This is a genomic window from Solimonas flava DSM 18980 (assembly GCF_000426685.1).
In the GTDB taxonomy this organism is placed as follows: domain Bacteria; phylum Pseudomonadota; class Gammaproteobacteria; order Nevskiales; family Nevskiaceae; genus Solimonas; species Solimonas flava.
Map to the genome: position 1 here is coordinate 1 of NZ_AUFV01000013.1, position 26,976 is coordinate 26,976.

At 66.1% G+C, this 26,976-nt stretch carries 14 protein-coding genes; all 14 read right to left on the reverse strand.

Annotation, left to right across the window (positions count from 1 at the left end; translation table 11 throughout):
* Positions 1–59 precede the first annotated feature (59 nt).
* The 14 genes from K343_RS0114060 to K343_RS0114130 all read right to left on the reverse strand — a co-directional run bounded on the left by K343_RS0114060 (position 60) and on the right by K343_RS0114130 (position 26,955).
* A protein-coding gene (locus K343_RS0114060; protein ID WP_154662593.1) for an IS3 family transposase occupies positions 60–1,189 on the reverse strand; the annotation gives its coding sequence in 2 pieces (ribosomal slippage) (positions 60–922 and positions 922–1,189; 1,131 coding nt in all).
* Positions 1,190–1,396: 207 nt separating this feature from the next.
* Positions 1,397–2,812 (reverse strand): PstS family phosphate ABC transporter substrate-binding protein, encoded by a 1,416-nt coding sequence (locus tag K343_RS0114070; RefSeq protein ID WP_084615895.1) that lies wholly within the window; start codon positions 2,810–2,812, stop codon positions 1,397–1,399.
* A gap of 181 nt (positions 2,813–2,993) precedes the next feature.
* Positions 2,994–4,334: a PstS family phosphate ABC transporter substrate-binding protein gene (locus tag K343_RS0114075; RefSeq protein ID WP_161628896.1), complete on the reverse strand. Its 1,341-nt coding sequence runs from the start codon at positions 4,332–4,334 to the stop codon at positions 2,994–2,996.
* 332 nt (positions 4,335–4,666) lie between these two features.
* Positions 4,667–16,567, reverse strand: a complete 11,901-nt coding sequence (locus K343_RS22170) for a filamentous hemagglutinin family protein (RefSeq protein ID WP_051278426.1) — start codon at positions 16,565–16,567, stop codon at positions 4,667–4,669.
* Between the two features lie 116 nt (positions 16,568–16,683).
* Positions 16,684–17,043, reverse strand: a complete 360-nt coding sequence (locus K343_RS0114085) for a hypothetical protein (RefSeq protein ID WP_028008634.1) — start codon at positions 17,041–17,043, stop codon at positions 16,684–16,686.
* A 1-nt stretch (position 17,044) separates the two neighbouring features.
* Positions 17,045–17,518, reverse strand: coding sequence for a YbjN domain-containing protein (locus K343_RS22175; RefSeq protein WP_051278428.1), 474 nt, complete (start codon positions 17,516–17,518; stop codon positions 17,045–17,047).
* A gap of 11 nt (positions 17,519–17,529) precedes the next feature.
* Positions 17,530–18,144 (reverse strand): hypothetical protein, encoded by a 615-nt coding sequence (locus tag K343_RS22180; RefSeq protein WP_154662576.1) that lies wholly within the window; start codon positions 18,142–18,144, stop codon positions 17,530–17,532.
* A gap of 23 nt (positions 18,145–18,167) precedes the next feature.
* Positions 18,168–19,907 carry a putative porin gene (locus K343_RS0114100; protein WP_051278429.1) on the reverse strand — a complete coding sequence of 580 codons (1,740 nt, stop codon included), beginning with the start codon at positions 19,905–19,907 and terminating at the stop codon, positions 18,168–18,170.
* Between the two features lie 31 nt (positions 19,908–19,938).
* On the reverse strand, positions 19,939–20,604 hold the full coding sequence (locus K343_RS22185) for an energy transducer TonB family protein (protein WP_051278431.1): 666 nt from the start codon (positions 20,602–20,604) through the stop codon (positions 19,939–19,941).
* Positions 20,605–20,609: 5 nt separating this feature from the next.
* A complete protein-coding gene (locus K343_RS0114110; RefSeq protein WP_028008636.1) occupies positions 20,610–21,014 on the reverse strand; it encodes an ExbD/TolR family protein in 405 nt (134 codons plus the stop codon).
* 4 nt (positions 21,015–21,018) lie between these two features.
* Positions 21,019–22,875 carry a DUF2341 domain-containing protein gene (locus K343_RS0114115; protein ID WP_028008637.1) on the reverse strand — a complete coding sequence of 619 codons (1,857 nt, stop codon included), beginning with the start codon at positions 22,873–22,875 and terminating at the stop codon, positions 21,019–21,021.
* A 16-nt stretch (positions 22,876–22,891) separates the two neighbouring features.
* Complete coding sequence (locus tag K343_RS0114120; RefSeq protein ID WP_084615898.1) at positions 22,892–24,496, reverse strand: ShlB/FhaC/HecB family hemolysin secretion/activation protein; 1,605 nt, start codon at positions 24,494–24,496, stop codon at positions 22,892–22,894.
* Positions 24,497–24,715: 219 nt separating this feature from the next.
* Entirely contained in the window at positions 24,716–26,206 is a 1,491-nt protein-coding gene (locus K343_RS22190) for a sensor histidine kinase (RefSeq protein ID WP_028008639.1), read from the reverse strand.
* Entirely contained in the window at positions 26,203–26,955 is a 753-nt protein-coding gene (locus K343_RS0114130; protein WP_043112807.1) for a response regulator transcription factor, read from the reverse strand. The genes K343_RS22190 and K343_RS0114130 overlap by 4 nt, the downstream gene beginning before the upstream one ends.
* Between the last annotated feature and the right edge of the window lie 21 nt (positions 26,956–26,976).

Genomic DNA, 26,976 nt, shown 5'->3' on the forward strand with positions numbered 1-26,976 from the left:
AGAAGTGGCCCCGCTTTGTCGGGCAGCTTTCCCGGATTTATAAGTGATGCTCTGCCGGGTTAAGCCACCAGCCGTGCTGGCAGCGCGTTGAAGTACACGGTGTCGGGCGTCTTTCCGTCAAGCGCGGAGTGCGGTCGTCGGGTGTTGTAGAACGTGATGTAGCGAGTCAGCTGCTGCCGCGCCTCGGACACGGACTCGTAGGCGTGAAGGTAGACCTCCTCGTACTTGATCGTCTTCCATAGCCGCTCGACGAAGACGTTGTCGCGCCAGCAGCCCTTGCCGTCCATGCTGACCCGGATGCCATGACCCTGGAGCAGGCTGACGAACTCGAAGCTGGTGAATTGACTGCCCTGGTCGGTGTTGAAAATCTCCGGGCACCCGTGCCTGGCGATGGCTTCTTCAACGGCCTCGACACAGAAATCCGTCGTCAGGCTGTTCGACAGCCGGAACGACAGGACTCTGCGCGTGGCCCAGTCGAGCACGACGGCGAGGTAGACGAAGCCGCGCTTCATGGGCAAGTACGTGATGTCCATCGCCCAGACCTGGTTGGGCCGGTCAATGGTCAGCCCGCGCAGCAGGTACGGGAACACCGGGTGCTGCGGGTGGCGCTTGCTGGTGTTCTTCCGGCGGTAGATCGCCTCGATGCCCATGATCCGCATCAGGCGGCGGACGCGCTTGCGGCCGATCCGGTGTCCCTCCAGACGCAGACAGTCGCGCAGCTGCCGGCTGCCCAGGAACGGATATTCCAGATGCAGCGCGTCGATCCGGCGCATCAGCGCCAGATCGGCGTCGGGCGGCCCCGGCTCTGGCCGATACACCGTCGATCGCGACAGCTGCAGAATCCGGCACTGCTGCGTCACCGGCAGCGCCGCTGTCCGGTCGATCATCGCTTGGCGCTCGGACCGTGGACTCGATCGAGCGCGCGCTCTAAAAAATCGTTCTCCATCGTCAGCTGCCCGATCTTGGCCTGCAGGTCCGTCACGCTCGGCCCCTGCGTCACCGTGCGCTCGGCCGGCGTCATGAACGATTCCGCCGCCTTCTGCAGCAGCTGCGTTTTCCACTGCGTGATCTGGTTGGGGTGCACGTCGAACTGCTCGGCCAGCTGCGCCAGAGTCTTTTCGCCCTTGACCGCTGCCAGTGCCACCTTGGCCTTGAACGCCGGGGTGTGATTCCTTCTGGGCCTTCTCATCTGCTCTTCCTTGGGCGCCACGAGCGCCGCCTGACTAGAGCAGAACATCACTTATCCGGCTGTCCGATTTGGCGGGACCACTTCTGTGCCGGCTGATGCTACGCCACATTTGATGACAGAGTGTTCACGGGCGTGGCGACGTGTCACAGACAGCGAGTAGTGAATCGGACCCACCGCTTGGTGGGTCCGATTCAGCAACGCTCCATTCTAGTTAGCAATGCAGCTCTGTGCAGCCGCAACGACCGTGCTCGCGAGATCGCTGTCGAGGCGGAACGAAGCAATGCCCTTTGCGCCCGTATCCGGGCTCGACGAAGCGACGTCGATCGCATTGATCCGCGGCGTCGTCACGCCGGCCGCAGGGTAGCTTCCAGCCTGCTGCAGAAATGCACCGAGCCTGCGCACGTCGGCCAGCTTGACGCCGTTTCCACTCGACGAGAGCAACAGATATGAAACGCTGAGGATCGGATAGCCGTCCACGGGCAACGCATACGCCGACGGATCGACTAGCAGCACGCAACCCTGCGCCGCCGGCGATAGCGGCTCCAACGCGGGCCGGCCGTTCTGCACGTAGGCGCCTAGCACCTTGTCCGCGGCGATCGCGCTCACCGACAGCGAGCGGCTGGCCTCGGGTAGATTGACGATCGGATCAAGGCCATTGATCTTGGCAAACTGCACAGGGTCGGACACAAAGCCGGCCGAATTCGCCGTCGGCACGTAGCCGATCGCGCCATCGACGAGGCTGATCGCTGCAGCGGTGACGACATTGCCGAGCTGAGGGTAAAACTGCGCCGTCGACGCCGTATCGGGCAGTGGATTCGGCAGAATCTTCTTGAACTGCGCGTCGAGCGCGAACGTGTGTCCGTATGCCGAGCACACCTGGCTGAGGTGATTGGCGAGCGCGAACGTCACCGGGCTCTTCTCTGCCGGATAGAGCACCTTGATCGGCTTGCTCGGCAGCGACGCGTCGAGCTCGTTCCAATCCCTGATGTAGCCGTCGAAGATGCCGCAGAGTTGCTCACTGTCGAGATTCAGCCGTGCCGTGGCGTCGCCGTTGTTGTACAGCACGGCGATCGACGACACGACCGCCGGCAGCTGCACCGGCTCGCCACGCCCATGCAAAGCGGAGCCTGCATCTGCTGTATGCGAGACAAATGCCGCGTAGCGCGAGGCGTCGAGCGGTAGGTCGGAAGCCGCGAAATCAGCGTAGGGCTGCGGTGCCGCACCGAAACCAAAATCCTGCGGGAAGAAGGATTCCAGACCCGGAACTGGCGAGCAGTCCTGGCTCGCATCGCTGTTGCCGACGATCACATCGAGCGCAAAGCCCGAGCCGCCGCGGCAATAGGACACGACGCTTTGCGGCGTTGCCAGTTGCTTCGCGAAGAATCCAAAGGCGCTGACTTCGCCGCCGCTCGTGCTGTAGGCCGGCGCCGTTGTCGGATTGGCGCCGGACGCCTGCGCCTTGCCGATCAAGCCGGCCGCCGGTAACACGGCGCCACCGCCGAAGTACACCGGCCCCTGTGCTTCAGCCTTCTTCGCTTCGCCGGCTTGTGCCGCAGCGGCACACAGCGTACCGGCCGCAGCAAGCGCTGCGATCGCGCTCTGCCTTAAAGACATATGATTCATGATCAATCCCCATATAGACGTAAGGGTCCCGTGCCGGCTCTGCGCACCACAAAATGGGAGCTTGGTGCGACACGGACCATGCGGAAAATCTGCGCCGGCGAGAAAGGGCCGCCGCTTGGCGGCGGCGGCCCCGAAGCACCAGATTCAGGAGCCGCCGGGCCGGCTCCCTGAACCCACTTGCTTACATGCCGATGCAGGCGTTCGCGGTCGACTGGACCGTGCTGCCCATCGCGTTCAGGCCGCTGAGACGCAGCGAGGCGTAGCCCGTCGTGCCCGTGCCGGTGCCGGCCGGGTTGATCGTCGTGATCGGCGGGGTCGTGCCGCTGTAGTTGGAGGCCGTCGTCATGACCGTGACGAGCTTCTGCAGGTCGGAGGTCTTCGAACCGTTGCCCGCCTTCGAGAACAGGAAGTACGAGAAGGCGATGATCGGATAGCCGGTCGGCTCGGTGTCGTAGGCGTCCGGATTCACCAGCAGAACGCAGCTGCCCGACGGTGTCGGCGACGCCAGGTCGACGATGGCCGGACGGCCCGTCGAACCGTTGATCGCACCGATCGCCTTGTTGGTCAGCAGCGCCGTGCTGGTGATCGAGTTGGCGGACGTCGGCAGATCGGCGATCGGATCCTTGCCGGCCACCTTGGCGAAGTTGATGCTGCTGGTCACCGCGTTCTTCGCGTTGGCTGCTTCCACGTAGCCGATCGCGCCATCCGTGTTGACGACCGTGCTGGTCACGCCCGGATTGCCGCTGGCGCCGATGAAGTTCGACGGCTCATTGCCCGGAAACACGGTCGTGAACGCCTGGTCGACGCTGAAGCCGTAGGTGCTGAACGAGCAGCGGCCGTTGAGGTAGTTGGCGAACGAGAACGTCGTGCCGCTGCCGTCGCTGCGGTAGATCACCTTGATCGCCTTGCTCGGATACGAGGCGCTGATCTGATTCCAGTTGGTGATGTTGCCGCGGAAGATGTCGCAGACCTGCGCGTTGGTCAGGCTCAGCTGCGTCGTCACATCGGCGTTGCGGTAAAGCAGCGCCACGGCGCCGACGACCACCGGCACTTGCACCGGCTCGCTGCGGCCGTCGATGTACGTCGTGCCGCCGCTGCCCTGGTTGGTCGCGAAGGTCTGATACTCGGTGAGGCTGAGCGGCGAATCGGAGCCGACGAAATCGGCGTAGGTCTGGCCCGAGGCGGCGAAGCCGTTGGTGCCATCGACCGAAGACGTGCCGAGCGCCGCGCAGGTCAGGCTGGCGTTGTTGGTGCCGATCAGCACGCGCTTGCCGAAGCCGCTGCCCGTCTGGCAGTACGAAATGCCGGAGACGAAGCTCGGCGAGCTGTTGAGGAACTGGCGGAACGCGCTGCCCGTGCCGGGATTGGTCGACGGATTGACGGTCGTGGCTTCCGTCACGCCGACGTAGCCGATCGCCGGCAGCGTCGCGCCGCCGCCATACAGATCCGCCGCCATCGCCGCCATCGGCAGCGATGCGGCGAGGGCCGCAGCGCAAAGCGCCTTCTTGAGCATCATGGACATGCAAACTCTCCTTGCGAAGAAACATGGAACCTGGGGTGGGTGCCGAAGCCGGACATCGCATCGGCCCGTGCACGCTAGGTAGCCCGCGTGGCGCTCCATGTGACGCTCAAGGACGGCGGCTGAAATAAACGCTCCTTCCCGTGCAAGCCTGCGACGCGAATCGCAATTTTCTTCCGGCACAAAGCCGGGCAACGTTAAGGCAGTCTAAAGAGCGGGCTAAGGTTCGCGAGACGATCGCATGCTCTGCACGGATCGCGGACGCAGAGATAGGCATGCCTGACGGCGCGATGCCGTCATGCATGCCGGAAGACCCGACTCTGATCCCTGACGCGCTATTGCTCGCGCAGCTTGCGTTTCTGCTCGGCGTCCGGCTGACCGAAGCCGACGACTTCCACGGTGATCATCGACGCCGCGCGCTCCGGCGGGCGTTGGTTGGCGAGCGCGTCGGCGGAGGCCTGCGCGGCGGCGGCGGCGCTGTTGGCGGTGTTGAGGGCGCCGACGTTGACGAGGCCGGTCGGCACGCCGACCGTCTCGCCCTGCACCTGGATGTTGTCGGCATTGGCCACGGCGAACGCCGCGACGACGAGATTGCCGGACGAGCGGATGCCGGCATCGCCGGCATCGACGGTGCCGCGCGGCGCGACCAGCACGGCATCGCCCGGCGGCGTGTCCGGTTTGGTCGCCAGCGTGGCGATGCCGGCGCCGCTGACCTGCGACTTGGCATCGACGTAGCAGTAATGATCCGGGTCGCAGAGATAGCTCGGCGGCGGGATTTCCGACGTCGTCTTGGCACCCTTGCCGGCATTGACGTCGCCGTTCGAACTCCAGATCAGGATGTCGCCGCCCTGCTCCGTGAAGATGCGGCTCTGCGCGAGCAGCAGGCTGCGGTCGGTGAAGATGTCGACGTTGCCCGTCTCCAGGGTGAGGATGCCCAGAGCGTTCGGGCCGGCGAGCACCTTGCCGCCGCTGTCGGTGATCACCGGCGGCGCCGAGGAGCTGCCGACCAGCGCGTCGCCGCCGGGGCCGAGCAGCGAGACGTTGCCGCCCTGCTGCGTCTGGATGGTGCTGCGCCGCAGGTCGAGATTGCCCGTCTGCACCGGCGCCGTTGCACCGTTGATGCCGCCGCCGAGTTCGTTCGCGGTGTAGCCCCAGGCCGCTGGGAACAGCGTATTGATGGCCGCGTAGCCACGCGCGTATTGACCGTGATAGAGGCTTTCTGGATCGTTGTAGTCGCGACCCGTGCGGTCGAGGATGTCGAAGAAAACTTGCTGCACGAAGATCTGCTGGCGCCAGGCCGGCAACTGTTCGAAGGCGACCCAGGCCTCGTCGACCGTCAGCCCGCCGGCGGCAGCTGCATCGTTGCCATCCGACTGCCCCGCCCCGTACTGCTCCATGAAGGCGATCAGCGCTTCGCCGTAGTCCGGCACGCCATCGACTTGCGGCGCCGATGGATCGATGTAGCGTGCCGCGAAGCTCGCGACGTCGACTCCGGGCGCGACGCCGTACAAGGCCATGACGCTGGCGCCTTCGCGCGGCAGGTACGGGTTGTAGAGATTGCCGACCGTGCGGATGCCGGGTGCGCTCGGCAGATTGGCCGGCGTCAGTGGGCCGAGATTGCGGCCCGCTTCGATGTCGAACAGGCCCGGACCGCCCAGTTCGAGGGAAGGCGTGACGACATAAGTTTCGTTCTGCGCCACGTCGATGGCCGATGCGATTGGCGTCGTATACAGATCTCGGCCGGCGACGATTCTCGTCACATCAGAATCCGAAAAGTTCTGACCCACGAAGGCAAGATTGACGATGTCGCGCCCGGCTTGAAGCTGCGCCGGCTTGTTCGGCGTAATCACGAGTTGCGCGTAAGGCAGGCCGAGCAACTGCGACGTGCCGTCGATGATGTCGCCGTTGAGTGCATAGATGCGCACCGGCTCGCGACTGGTGCCGTGCAGCGGCGCCGATTCGTGCTGGCCATAGCCGGCATTGCTGTTGCTGCTGGTGAGAAGCCCGAGCTGCGTATTTGAAAGGCCACCCGCCGCCATGCGCTCGAGCGGCGACGGCAACGCGCCGGTTACATCGATAAGCCCGAGCCCGAGGCCTTGCGCACTGCTCGGTGCTCCTATCGCATCGTTGTAGAGCGTTACCGAACCGTCGGCGACGAGCGCGAGATTTCCGGTTTGCGAGGGATACAGCGCGCCCGCGCCCTGCATCGAAATATTGCCGTCGAAAGCCATCAGATCGAGCGTCGCGGGCAACAGATAGCCCGCGGCAAAACCATTGTTGTTGGCGAAGCCTTCGATGCGATTGCCCTTCAGCCCATACGAGAACAAGGTGTTGGCGAGCTTCAAGGTGTCGAACGACACATCGCCGCCGAGCGAACTGACCTTGATCGCGGAGTCCGCGCTGTATGCCTGCGAATCCAATAGCGTGCCCAGGGACAAGGCAAGGCTGCTGGCGACATAGGAAGGGTTGTAGACGCCGCCGATGTCGATCGATTGCCGGGCATTCACCTCGAGCCGAGCGTCCTGCAGGGCGAACAGTGTCGCCACGGCCGGCGATATGGCGCCATTGCTGGAATCGTTGTCGGTCGGCATCGCGAAGCCGGCCGCGATGCTGCGACCGGCATTGATGTTGCCCTCGCCTTTTGCAACGAAGTAGCTGCCGCTGAGGATGTCGCGGCCCGCCGACACCGCGAGGTCACCGCCGCCGACGGTATTGACCACCGGTTCGCCGTGGACGCCTTCGCCGAGATACCAGGTCGTCGGCAGCGACACCTGCAGCTGGCTGATGTCGCGGCCCGCGGAAATCTCGACGTCGCCGCCGACGCTCATCACGCCCTGATCGAAGGCACCGAAGTTGATCGAGGATTGCGTCGCCGTGTTGGCGGTCTGCATCCACGGCGTCCAGTACTGGGCGATGAGATTGCCCGCCTGACCGGTGATGCTGCCGTCCACGTCGTACACCTGCTGCAGGCCGAGAATATCGTTCTGCGCATGCAGGCTCACCTTGCCGCCATCCTCCGGCGTATTGACGCCACTGACGACGATGCCCGGCGCAAGCAGCGCGTCGCCAGTAATCACCAGCGCGCTCTCGGTGCCGACGGCGGTGGCCGCCGACTGCCGGCCCGCCGCATAGATGGCGCCGGGGGCTTGCTCATCGAGCAGGGCGATGTCGTGTGCGGCGGCCAGCTCGATCGAGCCGGTGCCGGTGCGGATCAGTGTCGGTGAGAGATAGACGGTCGTGACGCCATAGTTGTCGTCGGTCCTATTGAACGTCGTATGGCCGTCCAGCGTCAGATCGCCGCCCGTGCCGTGCAGCGCCAGCGGATCGCTGCTGGCGAAATTCGCGCCGGCGGCGAAGCGATACGAGCTGCTGTCCGTGCCGGCGAGATTGCTTGTCAGCAGCGGCAGCGGGTTGGATGCGGTAACGATTGGCGATGGCGTGTTGTCGACCGGTCCGCGAAGCGGCACCAGAATCGTCGGCGGGGCGGCGACCTGCTCGTAGTTCGGGAACACGCCATAACCGCTGGCGCTCCACGCAGAGACGATCTGCGCGAAATAATCCGCATACGCGGTCAGATAGCTTGCATATTCGCGCGGATCGGTTGGCGCGACCGGCGCCTCCGTCGGCGCACCGGGAACTTCGCCTGTCGTGCCTGCTGGAAATGCGTCGTAGTAGAAAGGCGCTTGAATGTCCTCGTACGCGGGATTCCGGAGGAACGACGCATACTGCTCGTACAGCGTGTAGTAGTAGCCGATCGATGCCGGATCTCCGGAATCGAAAGTGGCCGGCGACACGATGTAGCTTGCGGGCAATCCATCCGCGAGGTACTGATCCAAAGCTGCCTGCGCTTCGCCCAGTGTGCTGGTCGGCGGCGACCCGGCGGAGTTGAAATACTGCCGGAACCCGTCGGTAATGCTCGCCTTCACCTGCAGATCGCCCGCCGCCCGCACCGTCAGCACCGGCGCGGCGCCGCCGTAACGGTAGACGTAGTTGCCGCTGACGTCCGTCGCGCCGAGATTCCAGTTGGTGAGCACGGCAATCTTGCCGCCGTTGACGTTGGGGCTCGGATTGCGCAGCTCGATGCCGGGGCGCGCGACGAAGTGATCGATCTGCGCGAAGCGGTCTTCGAAGGTAAAGCCCGGCTGCTGCACGAAGTCGGCGAGCGTGTCCTGGTAGAAGCCGACGTGGTCGGCGTTGGCCTGGTCGGGCGTATAGAAGTCCTTGCTCAAGTCTCCGCTCGTGCCGAGCGCCTTGCCGTCCGCATCGGTGAACGTGCCCGGCAGCAGCTGACCGCCGGCGTCGTACCAGCCGGCAGGATCGATGACCCCGTCGAAGTGCTGAGCGCCGGCGGTGGCGTCGGTCGTGCTCCACACGGCGTAGGCTTCGAGGCCGACTTCGCGTGCGCCCTTGATCTGCGCGCCGTTCTGTACGAACACATTGACGTCGCCGTCGTCGAGCAGCGGCGCGCGGATCTGTACGCTGCCACCTTCGCTGCCGCCGCTGACGTCGATCAGCGCCGCGCTGCCGATCGTGATCGTGCCCGAGCCTTCATGGCGGACGTTCTGGTAGCCGTATTCGGCGTCGTAGCTGCCGTCGGTGATGCCCGTGGTGTAGAGCTTGACGGTCCCGCCGCGCTCCTCGCTGCCCGACGCGCTGGCGCGCAGCGTGCCCTGCACGTCCACACCGCTCTTGCCGTAGAGCGCGATGTCTCCGCCTTTCTCGCCGGATGCGTCGATCGTGCCGCCGACGATGACGCGGCCCTGCGCGGCATCGTTGCCGCCTTCGCCGGCGTCTGCGACCAGCGTCACTTCCTGCGCCTGCAGCGTGTGCCCGGCGCTCAATTGCAGATCACCGTTGTGCGACTGCACGCGGATCGCACGATCGATGCCGCCGCTCAGCAGGCGGTCGGCGATCGCATCGAGCGCGACGGCGCTGCCGCTTTCGAGCGTGAACGCGCCGCCGGTCTGGCCTTCCGCCGCGTTGCCGCGCAGCTCGCCGTCGAGCTGCACGCTGCCTTCGGCGGCGTGCACGCTGAGGCTGCCGGCGTCGCCGCCGCCTTCATCGGCGGCGAAGTCGAGCGTCGCGCCCTGCGCGACCGTCACATTGCCGTGATCGGCGACCAGACTGATCGCACCGCCATCGGCATAGCGCTTGACGTCGAAGAAGTCCTTCGCCACACCGGAAACGTCGACCACCGCGCCCGCAGCAAGCGCAACGTCGCCCTGCGTGGCATGCAGCGTGACGTTTCCGGCCGGCGCGACGAGGCGCGCGTTGCCGTCGACGCTGTCGCCGACCAGCGTCAGTGCGCCGCCGACCGGCAGATCGTCCGGCAGGGTTCCCTCCGCGCTGGCCAGATGCAGGGCGCCGGCGGTTCTCACCGTCGAATCGGCGCCACCGCCCGCGACCAGCGCCGGCGCAGCCAGCGTCACGGCGGCGTCGCCGAAATCGAGACTGCCGGTGCCGCGGCCGGAAATCATCTGCGTTGCCCGCGCATCGACGCTGGCGAAGCCGGCGAACTGCGCATCGCCGGCACCGACGTTCAGCACGCCGGCGTCGAGATGCAGGGCGGCGGCCGACGTCATCGCCGGAGCGGCGGCACTGCCGTTCAGCTCGTTGCCCAGCGTCAGTGTCCGTGCGGCGAGATGCACGTCATGGCCGTCGCCGACGAAGCGCGCGGCGCTGAGGCCGAGATCGGTTTCGTCCAACGCCAGATCGAGCGCGCCGACGAAATCCATCGCGCCGCGGCTGCGCAGGGTGATGCTTTCCGCGTTGCCGAACTGCGCGAGCGTTTCAGGGCCGATGACCAGACCGCTGCGGCCCTCGGCGTCGGCCGCGGTGGCGACGATGCTGACCAGTGAACCGTTGGCGTCGATCGCCTTGGCCTGCAGGAGCGCCGTGGCATCGAGCCGCGTGTCGCCGGTGGCGTCGAGCGACAGCGCCGCGCCGCCGTCCAGCGTGGCGCCGGCACCGATCTGCAGAAGGCCGCCGTCGCCGCTGATGTTGCGGCGGTCGACGAGCACCGGCGCACCGTTGGAGAGGCGCAGCAGCGCGCCGTCGCCAGAGATGCCGGCGTTGCCGCTGCTGTCCTCATCGCGGCCGATGCGAATCGGCACGCTCGACGTTTCCGGCACCTTGCCTTCGGCGCGGATCACACTGCCGCTTTCGATGTGCAGGCCGTCGCCCTCGGCGCCGCTGCCGCCATTCGTCACCAGCAGGATTTCCGGCGCGCCGAGCGCCGAGTTCTGATCGTTGCTGACGACGACGCTGCTCGCCTGCGCATCGATCGTCACGCCGCTGCTGTCCTGGCTGCGTGCACCGCCGATCAGCAGGCTTTCGGCGCCGAGCGCGTTGAGATCGGCGACGTCGAGCTGCAGATAGCCGTCGCGCGCGCCAGCACCGCCGCCGCTGATCTGAATGCGCGCCGAGGCGATGTCGACCTGCGCGCCGGCGCCGCCCTCGCCCGCCGCCGTCTGCAGGCTCGCACCGAGACTCAGCGAATCCGACGCGGCGAGCGTGAGTCTGCCGGCGTCGACCGGCAGGCGCGGCACGGCGGTGCCCTTGTCCTGCGCAAGCTTGGCGAAGTAAGCGTTCGCGCTGGTGACGGCGTACTCGGAGTACTGGCCCCAGACCTCGCGCGACTGCACGAGGAACGCCGTGCTGCGCGCGTCGCGGGCACCCGTCAACGTGTCGGCGTAGTAACCGGAAACGCGCAGCGTGCCGTCGGCGAGCCGCGTGCTGCCCGTCACATCGAGCGCGCCGGTGTCCTGCACGACGCGATAGGCGCCGGGCAGCGTCGCATACCGCGCCGGCATCAGCGTGTAGACGCCGGCCGGGATGCCGGCGGCGCCGGACAGATAGACGGCCTGGCCGACCCGCACGTCGCCGCTGTCCAGCGAAGGATCGTAAGGCGCGACGGACGCCTGGCTGCCGGGCACGAGCGCGTAGACGGCACGGCCGTCCGCATACAGCGGCACTGCGGTCGGCGTGGTGCCGGAGTACACGGTATTGGTGCGCGACAGCACATCGCGCGATCCGCCGGCACCGGGGATCCACTCCGTCGCGTACAGATCGCCGCCGCCCTCGAGATCGACGGTCGCCCCGGCATCGAGCGCCACGTCGGTGCCGGCGATGGTGATCTGCTTCTCCGGCGGCGCGCCGAGGTTGGGATAGCTCGTCTGGCCGGGGCTGCCGTGGTCCTGCCAGTCGACCTGATCGACCGTCACGCCCCAAGGCACCGTCTGCCCGTCGAGCGAGACCGAGGTGAGACTGCCGTCCGCCAGATGCACCGATTGCGTCGCCACGTACGGCGCGTTGCCGAAGGCCGCGCGCAGGCCGGCGTCGTCCGCATCGTCGACGCCGAGCACGATGCTGCCGGCCGGCGCGCGCAGCGTGCCGCCCTGCTCGATGTGCGTGGCGTCGAGCAGCAGCCGGCCGTTCGCCGACAGGGGCGTCTGCGCGTCCGCGCCCTTGCCTTCGATCGTGATCGTGGTGTCCGCTCTCTGTCCGGTCAGCGGATCGACCGCGCCGCTGGCGACGATCGCGAAAGCGTTGTCGGTCGCCGGATAGATCTGCGCGGCGCTGAAAGTGAGATCGCCGGCCGTCAGCAACTGGCCGCTCAGCGCCGTCGTGCCGCTGTAGGCGTCGTCGGCGTCGGTACGGAAACGGATGTCGCCGCTGCTGCGGAATTCGGCGTCGGTGAAGTTGCGCAGCGTGAGGCGGCCGCCGATGTCGACGAAGTCGCCCGACACTTCCAGCGTCGCGCCGGCCGGCGCGGGCAAGGTGCCGGACAAGGCCGTCCGGTTGTTGGCCCCGTAGATTTCCACGTACGGCGCGTCGAGCACGACCTGCGTATCGACCGCGGGCGCGGCGCCGACGTCGCTGCTGCCTTCCGGCAGTGCGACGAGTGATGAGGCGTTGATCGTCAGCGAACGATCCAGCGCCAGATGCACGTCGCCGGAGAACGCGACGGGCGTCAGCAGTTGCCAGTTCAGCGTGCCGACGCCGGTGCTGTCGCCGCCGAGATGCAGATTCTCGATGCCGGAGCCGGCGAGCCGATCGACGGCCAGATGCAGAGCGCCCGATGCCTGCTCCTGATCGGGTTCGACGTCGTCGCCCGGCTGCAGGCCGTCGGGCAGCAGCCGGCCGCTCTGCTGCAGCACGATGACCGGGCTGCCCGGCTGCGGCGTGCTGCCGCCCTTTTCGGGAATGATGCTGAGCGTGCCGCCTCTCGCCTGCTCGCTGCCGCCGTGCGCGCCGATCGTCGCGTCGAGGTACAGGCCGTCGCGCGCACCGATGGTGATGCTGCCGGCGTCGCTCCAGATGTCCTGCGTGCTCAACACCGCGCCGGTGCGCCCGCGCTGGACCAGATCGTAACGATCGCTGCTGCCCGACACGTCGATGCGTGCCCCTTCTTCGGCAACGACATAGCCCTGATTGTTGTCGAGGATCACGGCGCCGCCGTCGAGCACTTCGCCGGTGCGCGGCACGACGAGGCCGTCGGCGGTGGCGACCGGGGACGCCAGCGGATCGATCAGCGAGATGCCGGAGACATCGAGCAGGCTGTCGGCGCCGAGCCAGACCGAACGATTGCTGCCGGTGGTGGGATTCACCGCCAGCACCGGATCGACGAGCGAGCCGTCGCTGCCGCTGCCCGACAGCGCGATCGTGCCGCCGCGTGCAACGATGCTGCCGCGCACCGTCACCTGGCCGCCGCCCAGCGTCACGCTCGGCCCGCTGCCGGCGCCGCCGCTCTCCGCCACGATGCTCGCGCCCTTGCCGAGCAGCGTCGTGCCGCTGACGCCGTCGTAACTCGGCTGCGGCGAAGACTGCGAGCCTTCGGTACGCCAGTTCAGGTAGCCGCCGGACCACAGGGAAAAATTCGTCGACGTGCGGCGATAGGCATCGAGCGTGCCGACGCTCGCATAGGCGCCGCCCGTCAGATCGGCGCCGCTGGGCGCTTGCAGGATGGACGCGTAGTTCGGCAGCCAGTTCTGCTGCGTCACGTGCAGCTGCGTGCCGTCGGCGACCGTCGCGTCGTAGTACGCGCCGAGGTCATAGCTGGCGAAGCCGTTCCCGTTGAAGAACTGCGGATCCAGCCACAGCGCGTACGGTGCCGCATCGGCGGGATCGCCGCCGATCTGGATGCCCAGCGCGCGCAAGCTCAGCGTGCCGCCCTGCGAGAAACCGTAGGCACGGAGTGTTCCGTCGAGCTGCAGCCTGCTTTGCACTGGTTGGCTGCCCGGCACGAGTTCCACGGCAGAGTTGGCGGAACTGCCTGTGTACACGGCGAGACGGATGCTGCCGCCTGCGCCCTGCGCGACGCCGTCGCCGTTCACCGCAAGCTTGCCGTCGGGCCGGACATAGCCGCCGCTCGACGCGTCGAGCACGCTGCCCGCTTCCAGCACGAGCGAACCCGAGGTGTCGATGTTCTGCGCGCTCAGCGCGCGCTGCGTGGTCAGCGCAATGCTGCCGCCGTTGAGGGTCGCGGTACCGCTGCGTTCGTCGATCTCGCGGTATGCGTCGTTCACCCACTCGCCGCTCGCATCGAGGACGGCGCCGGCGCCGACGACCAGATCGCCGTTACCGTGCAGGCCGGACGCATCGGCCGGCAGCGTATTCGGCGCGGTGGACGTCAAGCCGGTGGCCACGACGTTGATGTGGCCGGACGCTGCGGAGAGATCGCCGTCGATCGTGACCCTGGCGCCGGTCAGGGAAATCGTGCCGCCAGGCTGCACGCTGAGATGTGCATTCTCGGCGACTTCGACCTGTCCGTTCTGCTGCGAGACGCCGATCTTCGAGAAGCCGGCCTCGCTCAGCTGCGAGGCGGACAGCGTGGTCCAGTAGCGGACGTTGTGCGGATCGTTCGGATCCCTGGCGAGCATCTCCGGCGTATCGAGCGAGGTGGAGGCATCGAAATTCGCCGCGATGTCGTTCAGGTGCGGCGCTTCGTCGCTGATGAGGTAATTGCCGTTGGTCTGCGTCTGCAGATACGTATCAAGTATTTCGTTGTTTGGTCCGTAACCGACGGTACCGACTTGTCCGGCACCGTTGATCGCGAGCGTTCCGCCATCGGGCAACAGCCCGCTCTGTACCTGATACCGGCCAGCGAAAGCAGCGGCCGATACCGAACCGTCGAGAATCGCCGTGCCGGCCCTGATGTTCAGCGTGCCACCGTCGCCGCCGACGATGTAGTCGCTTTCGTAATGGCCGAGGCGGCCGCTGAGCAAGGGATCCGTGTACGTGTCGGTGATGTTCCAGCGCGGCTGGCTGCGTACGTACTGCCCGGCGATACCGATGTACGTCATGTTGGGATCGGCGCTGGCGATATCGTAAATGCGGCCGTCGGCGCCCAGCAGGCGCGTCGTCTGCACGGTGCCGCCCAGATAGTGCACGTAGCCGCCGTCGAGATTGAGCAGCGAGCCGCTCGCCGTCAGGACCTCGCGCCCGGTGAGGTTCAGCGTCCCGCCGTTGACCAACAGCTGGTCGACGGTCCGCGGCACGAGCTCGGCGTAACCGCCGACATTCGCCAGCGGCGTGCCGATCCAGGCCAGCCCATCAGCGCGCGTGCCGGATTCGCGCGCATCGATGACGATGGGCTGCGTGTACAGCACGCCATCGCGCTGCAGCGGCGAATCGGCCAGCTCATTCAGGCCGAGACGCGGGACAGTAACGGCATTCGCGGTCATCGCCAGTCGCACGTCGGCGAGACCGGAAACATCGATCGTTGCGCCGTCATCGGCGTATATCCGGCCCAGCACGAAGGAATCGCCGGGGTCATCGGTATACCCCGGCGGAACGACGGCAGTCACCGTCACGTTCGCGCCGGGCGCTTCCAACAAAGACCCGCCCTGGAACGTCACTGATCCGCCTTTCAACAAAATCGAACCGGTCTGAAAGGCCGCGTCGGCGGACGCTGAAGACGTCGTGGTCGCACCATTGCTGTCGGGCAACATCGCCGTGAGCGAATCGGCGGAAAAAACGATTGAGCCCACCATCTTGGCGACGCTGCTGGGATTGCTGGTCTCGCCCATGAACGCGCCGATATGAATGCTTCCCGGCTGGCTGACGCTCGTCGAGCTGGCCACCACGCCGGCCTGGGTGACGTCGCTCCCGAACAGGCTGACGTCGCCGCGTCGAGCCTGAATCAGGCCCGTATTCGTGAGATCCGTCGTGACAAAGTAGTTGCTGCCTGAAGCGTTGGAATAGACCTCATTGAGCAGATCGAAATCCAAGAGCCGGTTTCCTGCCGCGACAACGCCTGATCTGAGCGCAAGCGCCGATGCAAGATAGACTTGTCCATCGTCCGCGACGATCGTGCCGGCGTTTTCTACGTCCGGAGCCGCAACGAGGACGTAGCCGAGTTTCCCGGCGTGGATCGAAGCTCCGGCTTCAAACACGACGTCCCCGGATAACGGCATCTCGGGAGTGTTCGTGGTGATCCGTGTCGAAGCATCGTCAAGCTCTCCACCCGGACTGACGAGGACGTTGTGTTCACTGCCGATGCCGCTGTTCAGCAACTTCGCATCGCTGACCGCCCGGTCGTTGCTGAACAGATTCAGCGACGACGCCAGGAACGAATGCACGTTCACCTGGCTGGCGCCGCCGAAGATGATGCCGTTGTTGTTGATGACGTAGACCGAGCCTTCGGCCTTGATCGAACCGAGAATCTGGCTCGGTCGCGCGCTCGGATCGAGCACGCGGTTGAGCGCGACCCAGGTGTTGCTGCCGTCGCTCTGGGTGCCGGCGCTCTGATCGAAGTGCAGCGTGGTTTCGCGGCCGACGTTGAAGGTCTCCCAGTTGAGGATCGCCTTGTTCGCGGTCTGCTCGACCGTGACCGTAATCTTGCCGTCGCTCGCCGTCTGTGTCGGACGCTCGGCGCCCTGCCAGAGCGTCGGATCGCTGTCGGCGCCGGCCGCGACCTGCAAGCCGCCGGCCTGCAGGCCGTTGGGCACCGTGCTCGGCCCGCTGAGGGCCAGCTGGCGCGCGGCGTTCTGCGCCGCCTGACCATTTGCCAGCATCTCGGCCGCGCGGCTCAGGTTGGTGATGGAGCGCTGCGCGCGCACCAGCGCCTGATCCGGCGTGACGACGCGGCCTGCGAGATTATTCATGGAGCCGGCCGCCGGCGGGGCGCCGCTGGCGCGGCCGGGCGCCGGCGCAGCGTTCTGCTGGGCCGCGAACCATGCCGGCGAACCGAACTGCGCGCCCCAGGCGCCGCTGGAGAGCATGGTCAGGCCCATGCCGCTGTAAAGTGCGAAGCGGCGCAGTCGGCCTTGCGCGGAAAGCGGTGATGACGGAGCTGCGACAGTGGCTTTTCGTTGACGCGACGGAGTGCGGGGCATGATCGTCTCCAAGCTCAGTGAATCAGCGGCGGCCGATAGCTCGGCTGCGGTGGGCGCTGCGGATAGACGGAACGTCCGAAGTTGCCGCCCATGCGAATGCGCATGGCGGTCTGGTTGTAGAGGCCCTGGCCCGGCGCGCTCTGCGGCAGGCCGCCGGCGACGATGCCGTCCATCAGCTCATGCTCGGTTTGCTGACGAGCGACGAGCGCGGTCAAGTCGGCGTTGACGCAGGCATAGTTGTCCACGCCCGGCGCGACGCAACTACCCGCCGACGGCCGCGCTTTCACCACCACTTCCGGAACGGCATCGTCGGCGCTGCTCGCTGCTGCGATGAGCAGCAGCGCAATACCAGAGGCGACGCAGACCTTGCGCATCTCAAGCCTCCTCGGCGACCGCCGGCTGCCGCAAATGCAGCACCAACTCGCGGATCAGGTGATCCCAGAGCTCGCACTGCGCGCGGAGGTGCTGCGCGCTGACGCCGCCGGCAACGAGTACGTCCATGGTCACGTGCAGGAAGCGCTCGTTGCGTACTAGGCGTACGAAACGTTTGGCGTGATTCCAGCGGTTGAGTACGCTGTCCGGCAGCGCGCCTTCGATGCGGATCGAAGCGTGGAAGCTGAAATCAAGATATTGCTGCTGCTCGTTCGGCTGGCTGACGAACTCGATTGAGAACACCAGCCCCTGCACGGCGCTGCGCACGCGCGGACGCTTGGCGTCGTCGGCCAGTTCGGCCCGGAAGCCGGCGGCCTGCAGCGCAGCGACCACGTCCGACGGCGCGACCGCGGGCAACAGCGTCGGCCTGCCCACATCCGCATTCGTTTCGCTGCTGCCGTTCTTGCCTGTACTCATGTCTCTTCTCCTCAGTGCTGGTCAGGCGCAGAGCCGCTGCCCGGATCGTCGGCGCGCAGATCGACCAGTCTGGCGTGGTACTGCTGGGCGAGCGCTTCGAGTCGCACGCGATGAATGCCGGTGACGGGCTCCGCATCGCGAAGCGCGTCCCAGACTCCCTTGTCGCGGTAGCGCATCAGCAGGTCCTGGCCGATGCCGACGAGTTCGGCGTTGTCGCGCTCGCAGGTTTCGGCGCGCGTGACGAGCGTCTGCTGTTGCTGATCGAGCTGTTTCGCCTGAGCTTCCCGCAGCTGCAGAAGCTGAGCGGCCTTCTCGTAGGCCTGCTTCCCTTGTTCGAGCGCTCGATCGCGCTCCTCGAGCGTCCGGCGCAGGCCGGCCGACTCCTTGCGCGCGCTGCGCAGCGCGGCATCGTCCGTTCGTGGTGCAGCCGGTCCTGCTTCGCTTTTCGCGGCGAGCCGCTCCTGCAGTTCGGCGAGCTGCGCACGCAACTGGGCGTTCTGGGTTTGCGCGTCGCGCAGCTCGACGGCCGTCTGGCGCAGCATGTCGCGCAGGCGCTTTTCGGCCTCGCTGCCTTGCGCATGCGCGATCGACGCAGCGGCCAGCGCGACGGCGGCGGCGACGGTCATGTAGGCGATCCGGCTCGTCATGGTCAGAAGCGCGCGTTGACGTCGAACTGCAGGACATCGATCGCCAGCGGCTGACCGCTGATTTCGGTCGCGCTGAGCCAGCGCAGGCTGAGCCAGGCGTTTTGCGTGAACCCGAAGCTGCCGCCGATGTAGAAACCCTTGGCGTTCGTACCGCCGAGATGGAAGTCCGAATCGGTGAAGGCGTCGAGCGCGGCGTCGGACTCGAGATAGCGATAGCCGCCGGTCACGTTCCACTGTCCGGGTTCTCGGACTTTCGGATAGCCGACCGTGAACTGGCCGGTGAAGGCACGGTTGCCGCCGTTGAGAATGCCGGTAAGGGGGTCGTAGTTTGTCGCCAGAATCGGTTTGAGTTCCCGCATGTCGCTGCGGTGATAGCCGAGATTGGCGAGGTACTCGCCGTCGATCAGCAGCCGCCACGGGCCGTTCAGCGCGATATCGAGCTTGGCCGTGAAATCGACGATGTGGAACGACGGGGCCAGGCCGAAGTACTGGTACTGCGGGCCGTCCGGATCGTTCGGATTGGCGCCGAGGTCGCGCAGCGCGAACAGCGTGTTGCCTTTCTGCAGAAAGCCGGCCCGCGAACTGTCGGTGTCGCATGGCGACGCGCTGGTATAGGCCGGGCACAGCGGCGACGAACGCTTGCCGCGCATCTTGTCGAAGTAGTAGTAGGCGAAACCGCCGCGCGCCTCGACGCGCGGCGCGATGCGCCATCCGGTCCCGAGCTGTACGCCGTACAGCCATTTGTCGCGGCTGCCGGCCTTGACGGCGCTGGTCGACGGAAAATCGAAGGCCGTGTTCTCCACCGGAAAAGCGCCGAGCGTGGCGAACGGCGACAGCACGTCGCCGTCGTACTTGTATTGCAGGGCGACGCCGTCGAAGTTCAGATCGTCGTCCCAGATCAGCTCGGTCGACAGCCAGGGATTCGGCATGCGCCCGCCCCAGATCGACCAGCTTTTCGACGGCTTGTAGTTCAGATACGCGCGGTCGACGACAAAGCTCAGCTTGTTGAAGTCGGTGCCGAGCGTCTGATTGGTGGAAACCGGATTGGTCGTATTGCCGCTGGCGAAGCGCATGCCGACGGTGAGATCGTCGGACACCTTGGCCTTCAGGCCGACGCGCGCACGCGCGCGCATCATGTTGCGGTCGTCGGTCGTATTGAACAGCGGCGGCAGCGTCTGATTCGTGTCCGGATTGACGTCGTACGGTGCGCCGCTGTTGATGGCCTGGTAGTTGACGAAGAAGGGCGAGTTGCCCGAATCGAAGGCGTCGAGTTCGTAGCGCAGGCGCAGATCGCCGTCGAGGCTGATGCGCTTGAGCCAGCCGGGATAGGCGTTCGGCTCCGCCCAGTTCTCGTTCTTCGCCGTCTCCAGCACTTTCTGCTGAATCTCGGCCTGCATCTTCTGCTTCTCGGCTTCCGGCACGTAAATCACGCGCACGTCGCCGCCTCTCGGCTTTGCCGGCTCCGTCGTCTGTGCCGGCGTCCCGCTCCCGGCGGCACCCTTTGCCTGTTCCTGCGCCTGCAGCTTGCGGATCAAGGCCTCGGCATCCTCCCGCGGCAGCGCGTTGTGCTTGACGAGCAGGCGGATCAGTTCTTCGGTGATGCCATCGGAACCCGCGCCGGCATTGCCGGCGTCGGCGGCGGCCGCCAGCATCGGCAGACCGAGCAGCAGCCCGGCGACACCGATGCGAAATCCGGCCAGCGCACGCGCCGCGTGGCGGATGGGGTCGGCAGCGAAAGTCATGGTCTTTACTCCCTGTGAGCTTCTCGATGGATCACGAGGCGCTGATGCGCGTCGCGATCGGTTGCGGCATGTCCTTGGGCGGCGGCTGCGGCAGCTGCGGCATCGCTTCGATGGTGCTGACGATCAGCCGGTCGATTTCCGGCTTCCCCGACGACTCGAGCAGTTCGACGCGCTGCACGGCGCCCGTCTCGTCGAGCCAGATCAGCGCCGGAATCTCCCAGCGTGCGTCGTAAAGGCGGCGCTGCTTCTGCAGCGCCTGACTGATGCGCCCCTGCAGCAGGGCCGAGTACCACCCGAAACGACTGCCGCCACCTCCGCCGCCACCGACGAAGTCGCCGCCGCCCGGACGTCCGGCGAGACCGAAGCCGTCGGCGGCGCCCTGCCCCTGCACATCGAGCGCCGGCGGGCCCGGCGGCTCGTCGCTCGGCTGCGGCGTCGTCTGTTCCTGCGGCGCTTGCTCGGTGAACTGCGGCTGCGGCTTTTCCTCGACCATCCTGGTCTCGGGCGGCGGTGGCGGCGGCGGCGGTGGTGGCAGCTCGATGACGCGCATCTGCACGACCTGCGGTTCCGCCTTGCGCGGCACAGCCGAACCGCGGCCGAGCAGATAGACGCACGAGCCGATCAGCGCAATGACGACAAGCGCGCCAAAGCCGTAGCCGGCGTAGCGAGTCAGGCGTGGCGCAGATGCGCGATTCATGCGGCCTACTTGACGAGCTTCTGCGTGACGAGGCCGAGCTGCGTGATGTTGAGCTGGGCCAGCAGCGCCAGTACGTCCACCACGTTCTGATACTGCGTGGTGCCGTCGCCGCGCACCACGACCGGCAGCTCGGGATCGACCGCCTTCTTCTGGCGCAGCCGCTCCGCCAGTTCGTCGAGCGTCACCGGCACGGCATCGAGGAAGATCTTGCCGCCGTCGGTGATGGTGATCGCGACCGTCTTCGGCTTGGCAAGACTGGGCGTATCGCTGGCCTTGGGCAGGTTGACCTTGATGCCCTGCACCGCCGCCGTGGTCATGACGATGAAGATGATCAGCAGGACATACGCCAGATCGAGCATCGGCGTGATGTTGATGTCGTCGTACGGCTTGTCGTCGGATTGCAGCTGCATGGCGCTAGTCCTCGGCGGCGAGCGCACGCCGCGCGCGCGGCTCCTTGTAGCTTTCGGCCATGCGCGTGATGAACGCGTCGACGAACACCTGCATCTGCGCCGTGGTGTCCTTGATGCGCGTCAGCAGGTAGTTGTAGCCGAACAGTGCCGGTATGGCGACGGCGAGGCCGGCGACCGTGGCGACCAGCGCCGCGGCGATGCCGGGTGCGATCGAGTTGACGTTGACGTCGCCGGCCATGGCGATCGCGGCGAAGGTGATCATCACGCCGATGACCGTGCCGAGCAGGCCGAGAAACGGACCGCCGCTGATGGCGATGGTCAGCAGTACCATCGAGCGGTTCAGCTGCTGGGTTTCCTGTACGAGGGACTGGTCCAGCTCGGCGCGAATCGCCTCGATCGACTGTGCCGACAGGTACGCGGACTTGCGGCCGTCACTGCTGTTGTCGCCCGCCAGCCGCTGACGCAGCTCGGTGACGCCGGTGTTGAACATGCGGAACAGCGGGGCCTGCAGGATCACGCGGCGGCGCGCGTCGTCGAGCTCGCCGCCGACCGACATGCCGCCGGCGAGCTGATGGCTCAGCGCGCTGAAATCGCTGGCCACGGCGCGGAACAGCTCCAGGAAGGAACGATTGGCGCGCACGGCGGCGTGCACCTGGCGCGTCTTGCGCACCATGACGATCCAGCTGATCAGCGCCATCACGCCGAGCAGCGCGATGATCACCCAGCCATCGACCGTCACCGAGCGCAGGATCACGCCGACGTAGCCCGATCCCCAGGATGAAAGCTGTTCGTCGGCGCCGTAGCGCAGCAGGCTGTCGTTCGGCCCCTGGTTCAGCGCGGCGATGCGCAACCAGCCCGCGTCGCGCGCCACGCGTGCGATGCCGAGCTCGTCAATGCTGCCGATGAAACCTGCCGCGGCGTTCTGCGCGTCGCCGCCCAGCGTCGCGCTGCCGCCGAGCGCCGGCAGCGACGCGGCGAGCTCCGGTCCGGCACGGCCATCGACATACAGCGTCGCGCGATCGCCGCCCGCCACGACCGCAAGGTGATGCCAGCTCTTCGCCGTCAGCGGCTGCGTGGCCGGCGTCTGCCGCGCACCGCCGGCGACGTCGCTGATCAGCAGATATGGCGCACCGCCGGACAGGCCGACCACGAATGCGGCAGCACCGTCACGGCGCGCATAGATCACGCCGTCGCTGTTCGCCGACGCCGGATTGACCCAGGCCGACCAGGTGAGATGACCGCCGCCGGCGAACGCCAGTGCCGCCGAGGCCGGCAGCGCGACGCTGGCGCGGCCGTCGAAGCGTGCGCCGGTGCCGATCAATGCAGCGTCGTCGGGCGTGGCGATCGAGGCCGAATGATTCGCGTAGCCGGTCGCATCCTGGGCCGGCGTACCGCGCTCGGCGAAGTGATAGACGAGAACCTGATCGGGATCGTAGCTCGCGCGCGCATCGCTGCCGTCGCTCGCCTTCGCGTTGCCGTAGTACATCCAGAGCCTGGTCGGCGCGCCGGCCTTGAGCTGCGGCAGCTGCACCCAGACGAAGGCGAGATTGAAGACCGCGTCGAATTTTTCGATGTGATACTTGAGCGGCGTCTTGTCGTCCTCGGCGATGAAGCGCAGATCGGCGCCACCCGGCGCAGCGTCCTCGAAGCGGAACACACCCTCGTGCAGGCGGATCAGCACCGGTATGCCGTTCTCGCTCGCCTGCACTTCGGCGCCTTCGGCGCTCGGATCGACGACGATCTCCTTGCGAAACGACCAGTCCTGGTTCCACCACGCCCAGGACGCGGTCGGCGCCAGCAGCGCGCCGCAGGCCAGCAGCAGCGCCACGCGCAAGGCTGTCGAGATGGTTCTTGCTTTCATTGCCACTCCCTCGCCACTAAAAATCGGTCCATACGCGGAACAGCGCGCGACTGTCCCAGGCCTGCGTTGCCGGCCCGTCCTTGAACGGCGCCGCCCATGTCAGTGCTCCGTGCAACGCGCTCCAGAGCTGCAGATCAAGCCCGATGCCGCTACTGGCGATCGACACTTCCGCGTCCTGATCGGGTGTCGCGTCGCGCAGATTGAGCTGTGCGCCGTCGACAAAGGCATACACGGCAAACTGCTTGATGAAGCCGCTCTTGGAAAACAGTGAAGGACCATGGAGCTCGAGCGAAGCGTCGACGCCCTGGTCCCCGAGCACCTCGGCTTCCAGATAGCCGCGCACGCTGTCGAGGCCACCTGCGCTGAACTGTTCGTTGCTGATCAGCGCCTCGTCCGTGATTTGCCCGCCGAGCCGCGCACGCAACTCGAAGCCGGCCGGCAGCGATAGGCTTTGTTGCAGCGAGGCGCGAACCGAGAACTGCTGGCCGCGCGCATACGAGCGATTGAGCATGAATACCTCGCTGTCGCTGCCCCAATCGCGCATCGCGAAACGCGCGCCAATGTCGAATTGCGTCGTCGCGCTACCTTGACGGAGCACGCCGCTGTAACCCAGCGCGAAGGGGTAGTACTCGATGGGCGTGACGAAGCTGTCGCCCTTGAGCGAAACGCGGTTGCGGAAGCGCTTGTAGTCGACGCCGAAGCTGATGGAGCTGTAGAAGGTTTCCGTCGCCGGAAAAGCCCAGACACCGCGTACGCCGATGACCGTGCCGTTGCCAACCACGTCGGTGCCACCGACCGTCGACACATTGCTGTCCGAGCGCAGGCCGCTCAGCAGCAGGCTGAACGGACTCGACCCGAATCGTGCAAGGTAGGAGCCGTAGAAGACGCGCGCATCTTCGACGTTCTCCGGTGCAGTCTGATACGAGAGATTCAGGCTGTGACCGCGCTGCCAGAGGTTGTCGTACGACACGCTGGCGAGCGCCCGCAGTGAACTGGTGTCCTGGCTCTTGCGATTGTTGAGCTCGAACGAGCCGTGCAATGGCAGGTCGTCGTCGACCACGAGGTCGACATCCACTGTGCCTGGTGCCGAACCGGCCTTCAGCGCCGGCGTGACGCGACGATCCGACTGCTGATTGACGGCGACGATGTCCGTCTGCACCTCGTCGAAGTCAGGGACCTTTCCTTCGGCGAGCGAAGGTACCTGCTCCTTGATCCGCTCGATGGAGTGATATTTGGAACCGATCACGTTGAGATGCCCAACGCTCGCTTCCACCACATCGAGACGCACGACGCCATCGTGGACGGTCTGCTGCGGAATCGCCACGCCGACGGTCTTGTAGCCGCGTTGCCGGTAAGCGGCTTCGAGTGCAGCGCGCGCCTGGTCGACGTCGTCCGGAGAGCGAGACGGGCCGAGATAAGGGGCCAGCGCTTCGGCGATCGCGCTATCATCGAGCACCGTATTACCGCTGACGTAGTACTCCCAGACATCAAGTCTGGCGGTGCCACCGCTTGTGCCGGATTCGGCGGCTCGCACGAATGGCACGCCTGGCGCGCAGCTCACAGCCGCATACACAAAAAATGCGGCCATACGCGGCCGCAAATGACGCGTGAACTCCCTCATGGATTTCCCAATCGCGAAAGCACGGTTTGCTTTCTCGTTCGGGACCCTAGGCCGGCTCTTTTACAGTTCTGTTGCGTACTCGCCGCGCTTCACAGATACCTAAGCCGGTCCCGCATTACTCTGCCAAGCTATTGATTTACAGTCCGAGCTGCGACGTACGGGCGGTCGCTATCTTTACGTTTCCTTAAGGTTCGGCGTGCTGTTGCGCAAAAGCCGGCGTCAGAACCGCGGCAGCGGTAGATGGATATCCGCCTCGAAACCACCGCCTTGGCGATTACGGAAGCTAACGCTGCCGCCGCAAGCGGTCACGCAGTTGCGAACCGTCGCCAAGCCCAGGCCGATGCCGCCGCTCGATCGACTGCGTGCCGCTTCCGGCCGATAGAAGGGATCGCCGAGCTTGAGCAACGCCAGCTCCGGAACACCGGGTCCACGATCCATCACGCGCAGCGAGACGTGCTGCTGTGATCCGTGCGCGACGATTTCGATCGGACCCCGTTCTGTGCCCGCGTAGCGCAAGGCGTTGCGCACGAGATTGCCGAGCGCGCGTCCAAGCAGCGACGCATTGACGTGCACCTGGATGGAGTCCGGCACGTTGACCAGCACGTGGTCGCGAGCACTTTCGCGGCGCAGGACGTCCAGCACGAAACCCTGTAGCGAATACGGCAGGGGCGGTTGGCGCGCATCGCCGACCACGCTGGCACGCGAGAAGGCGAGCAGTTCGCCAAGCAGCTCGGACATCAGCTGCACCTCCTCGTGCACGTCCCCGAATGCCGGCCGTGCACGCTCGTCGATGAGATTCTCGAGCAATCCGAGGCTCAGCTGCAGCCGGCCGAGCGGTGACGATACCTCGTGCGCAATATCGGCGAGAAAGTTCTTCTGGCTACTGACGAATCCTTCGAGACGGCTGCCAACGTTATCGACGGCCTGCGCGAGACGGCCGAGCTCGTCCTGCCGTTCGATGCCGGTACGCGCGTTGAATTGCCCGTTGGCAATACGTTCAGTGGCACGCAGCAGACTTGATATGGCGTCCGCCAATGACCACAGCAGCGGCGTCCATAACAGAATCGACAGCACGATCAGCAGTAGGGCTGCACCAAGCCAAGGCGTCGTGTCGAGAAAAAACAGCAAGCGGCTGAAACTCCGTGTGCTGGCCAGTACAGTGACGGGCGCCAACCGGCCGTTGAGGTCCGGCATCGCCGCGCGAACGCCGATCCAGTAGCGATCGCCGACATGCAGCAGAAAGTGCTGGCGCTGCAATTCCCGTCTGTCGAGCGGCGGCCAAGGCGGCAGGTCGATACGGCCGCGATCCTCTGGCATCAGCGCCGCAAGATTGCCGAGCAGAGGGCCCGGAATCGTCGAGAAAACGAGAATCTCCGTGCGCGCCAGCTCTTGCTCGACTTCGCGAGGCGGATCAAGCTCATCACCAGCCAACTGGCGTCCGGCGGCGTCGAAAATGCAGAACTGCAGATGATGGGCGTCGTCGTAGCGCTGCAAGCCGACTTTGATCTCGCGGCTGACGACGGGGCCTACTTCGGCGACCAGATCGTCGGCGATGTCTTGCAGACGTTCGCGCGTCGAGTGGGTTAGCAGCACGCTCCAGCCCAGTCCGTAGCGCTCTGGAAAAAAGAAGAACGCGGCCCAGCAAACCAGGAGCAGGTTGGCGATCAGCCAGACGACGAATTTTCCGTAGAGCGGAACAATGCGCTTCACGACAACGGTCGCTGCGACGCCACCAGCATGTAGCCGATGCCGCGAACCGTCCGGATGAACCGCGGTTCCTCGGCATGGTCGCCCAGCTTTTTGCGCAGTGTGGAAATGTGGACGTCCAGCGAGCGGTCATGCAGTTGGAAACGCCCGAGCGCACGAACATCGTCGATCAGTTCCTCGCGCGGCTTCACGGCGCCGCGTGTGCGCGCCAAGCATAGGAGGATGCCGAACTCCACCGGAGTCAAGGGTACCGTCGTGCCGCCAACGAAGGCTTCGTGCGAATGCGGCTGCAGTCTCAGTTCCCCGGCAACGAGTGAGCCGTCGGCCTGCCAGCCGTCATGCGAGATGCTCGACTGTGCGCGGCGCAGCAGGGCCTTTATTCGCGCCAGCAGTTCGCGCGACGAGAAGGTCTTCGGGACGTAATCGTCCGCGCCAATTTCAAGACCGACGATGCGGTCGAATTCGTCGCCGCGTGCCGTCAGCATCAGCACCGGCACCGAGGATTGCGCACGAATGCGCTTGAGCACCTCGAAGCCGTCCATGCGCGGCAACATGATGTCCAGGATGACCAAATCCCAGGGCTCCGCGCTGACGCGGCCAATCCCCAGCCAGCCGTCGGACACCGTGGTTACCGCGTAGCCCAACGGCTCCAGGTGGCCAGCGAGCAGACGACAGAGCTTCGCGTCGTCATCGATTAGTAGGATTTTCGCCGTCGAGCGCAAGCCGTTGAGGCCAATCGGCGCCACGCCCATGTCTGCTGCCCTCCCCGGTCG

What these genes read in the sequence shown, in the direction of transcription:
- K343_RS0114085 (WP_028008634.1), bottom strand. Translation starts at nt 17,043, where the DNA reads ATGCGCAAGGTCTGCGTCGCCTCTGGTATTGCGCTGCTGCTCATCGCA.
- K343_RS22170 (WP_051278426.1), bottom strand. Translation starts at nt 16,567, where the DNA reads ATGGGCCTGACCATGCTCTCCAGCGGCGCCTGGGGCGCGCAGTTCGGT.
- K343_RS0114130 (WP_043112807.1), bottom strand. Translation starts at nt 26,955, where the DNA reads ATGGGCGTGGCGCCGATTGGCCTCAACGGCTTGCGCTCGACGGCGAAA.
- K343_RS0114120 (WP_084615898.1), bottom strand. Translation starts at nt 24,496, where the DNA reads ATGAGGGAGTTCACGCGTCATTTGCGGCCGCGTATGGCCGCATTTTTT.
- K343_RS22175 (WP_051278428.1), bottom strand. Translation starts at nt 17,518, where the DNA reads ATGAGTACAGGCAAGAACGGCAGCAGCGAAACGAATGCGGATGTGGGC.
- K343_RS22185 (WP_051278431.1), bottom strand. Translation starts at nt 20,604, where the DNA reads ATGAATCGCGCATCTGCGCCACGCCTGACTCGCTACGCCGGCTACGGC.
- K343_RS22180 (WP_154662576.1), bottom strand. Translation starts at nt 18,144, where the DNA reads ATGACCGTCGCCGCCGCCGTCGCGCTGGCCGCTGCGTCGATCGCGCAT.
- K343_RS0114070 (WP_084615895.1), bottom strand. Translation starts at nt 2,812, where the DNA reads ATGAATCATATGTCTTTAAGGCAGAGCGCGATCGCAGCGCTTGCTGCG.
- K343_RS0114075 (WP_161628896.1), bottom strand. Translation starts at nt 4,334, where the DNA reads ATGTCCATGATGCTCAAGAAGGCGCTTTGCGCTGCGGCCCTCGCCGCA.
- K343_RS0114110 (WP_028008636.1), bottom strand. Translation starts at nt 21,014, where the DNA reads ATGCAGCTGCAATCCGACGACAAGCCGTACGACGACATCAACATCACG.
- K343_RS0114115 (WP_028008637.1), bottom strand. Translation starts at nt 22,875, where the DNA reads ATGAAAGCAAGAACCATCTCGACAGCCTTGCGCGTGGCGCTGCTGCTG.
- K343_RS0114100 (WP_051278429.1), bottom strand. Translation starts at nt 19,907, where the DNA reads ATGACTTTCGCTGCCGACCCCATCCGCCACGCGGCGCGTGCGCTGGCC.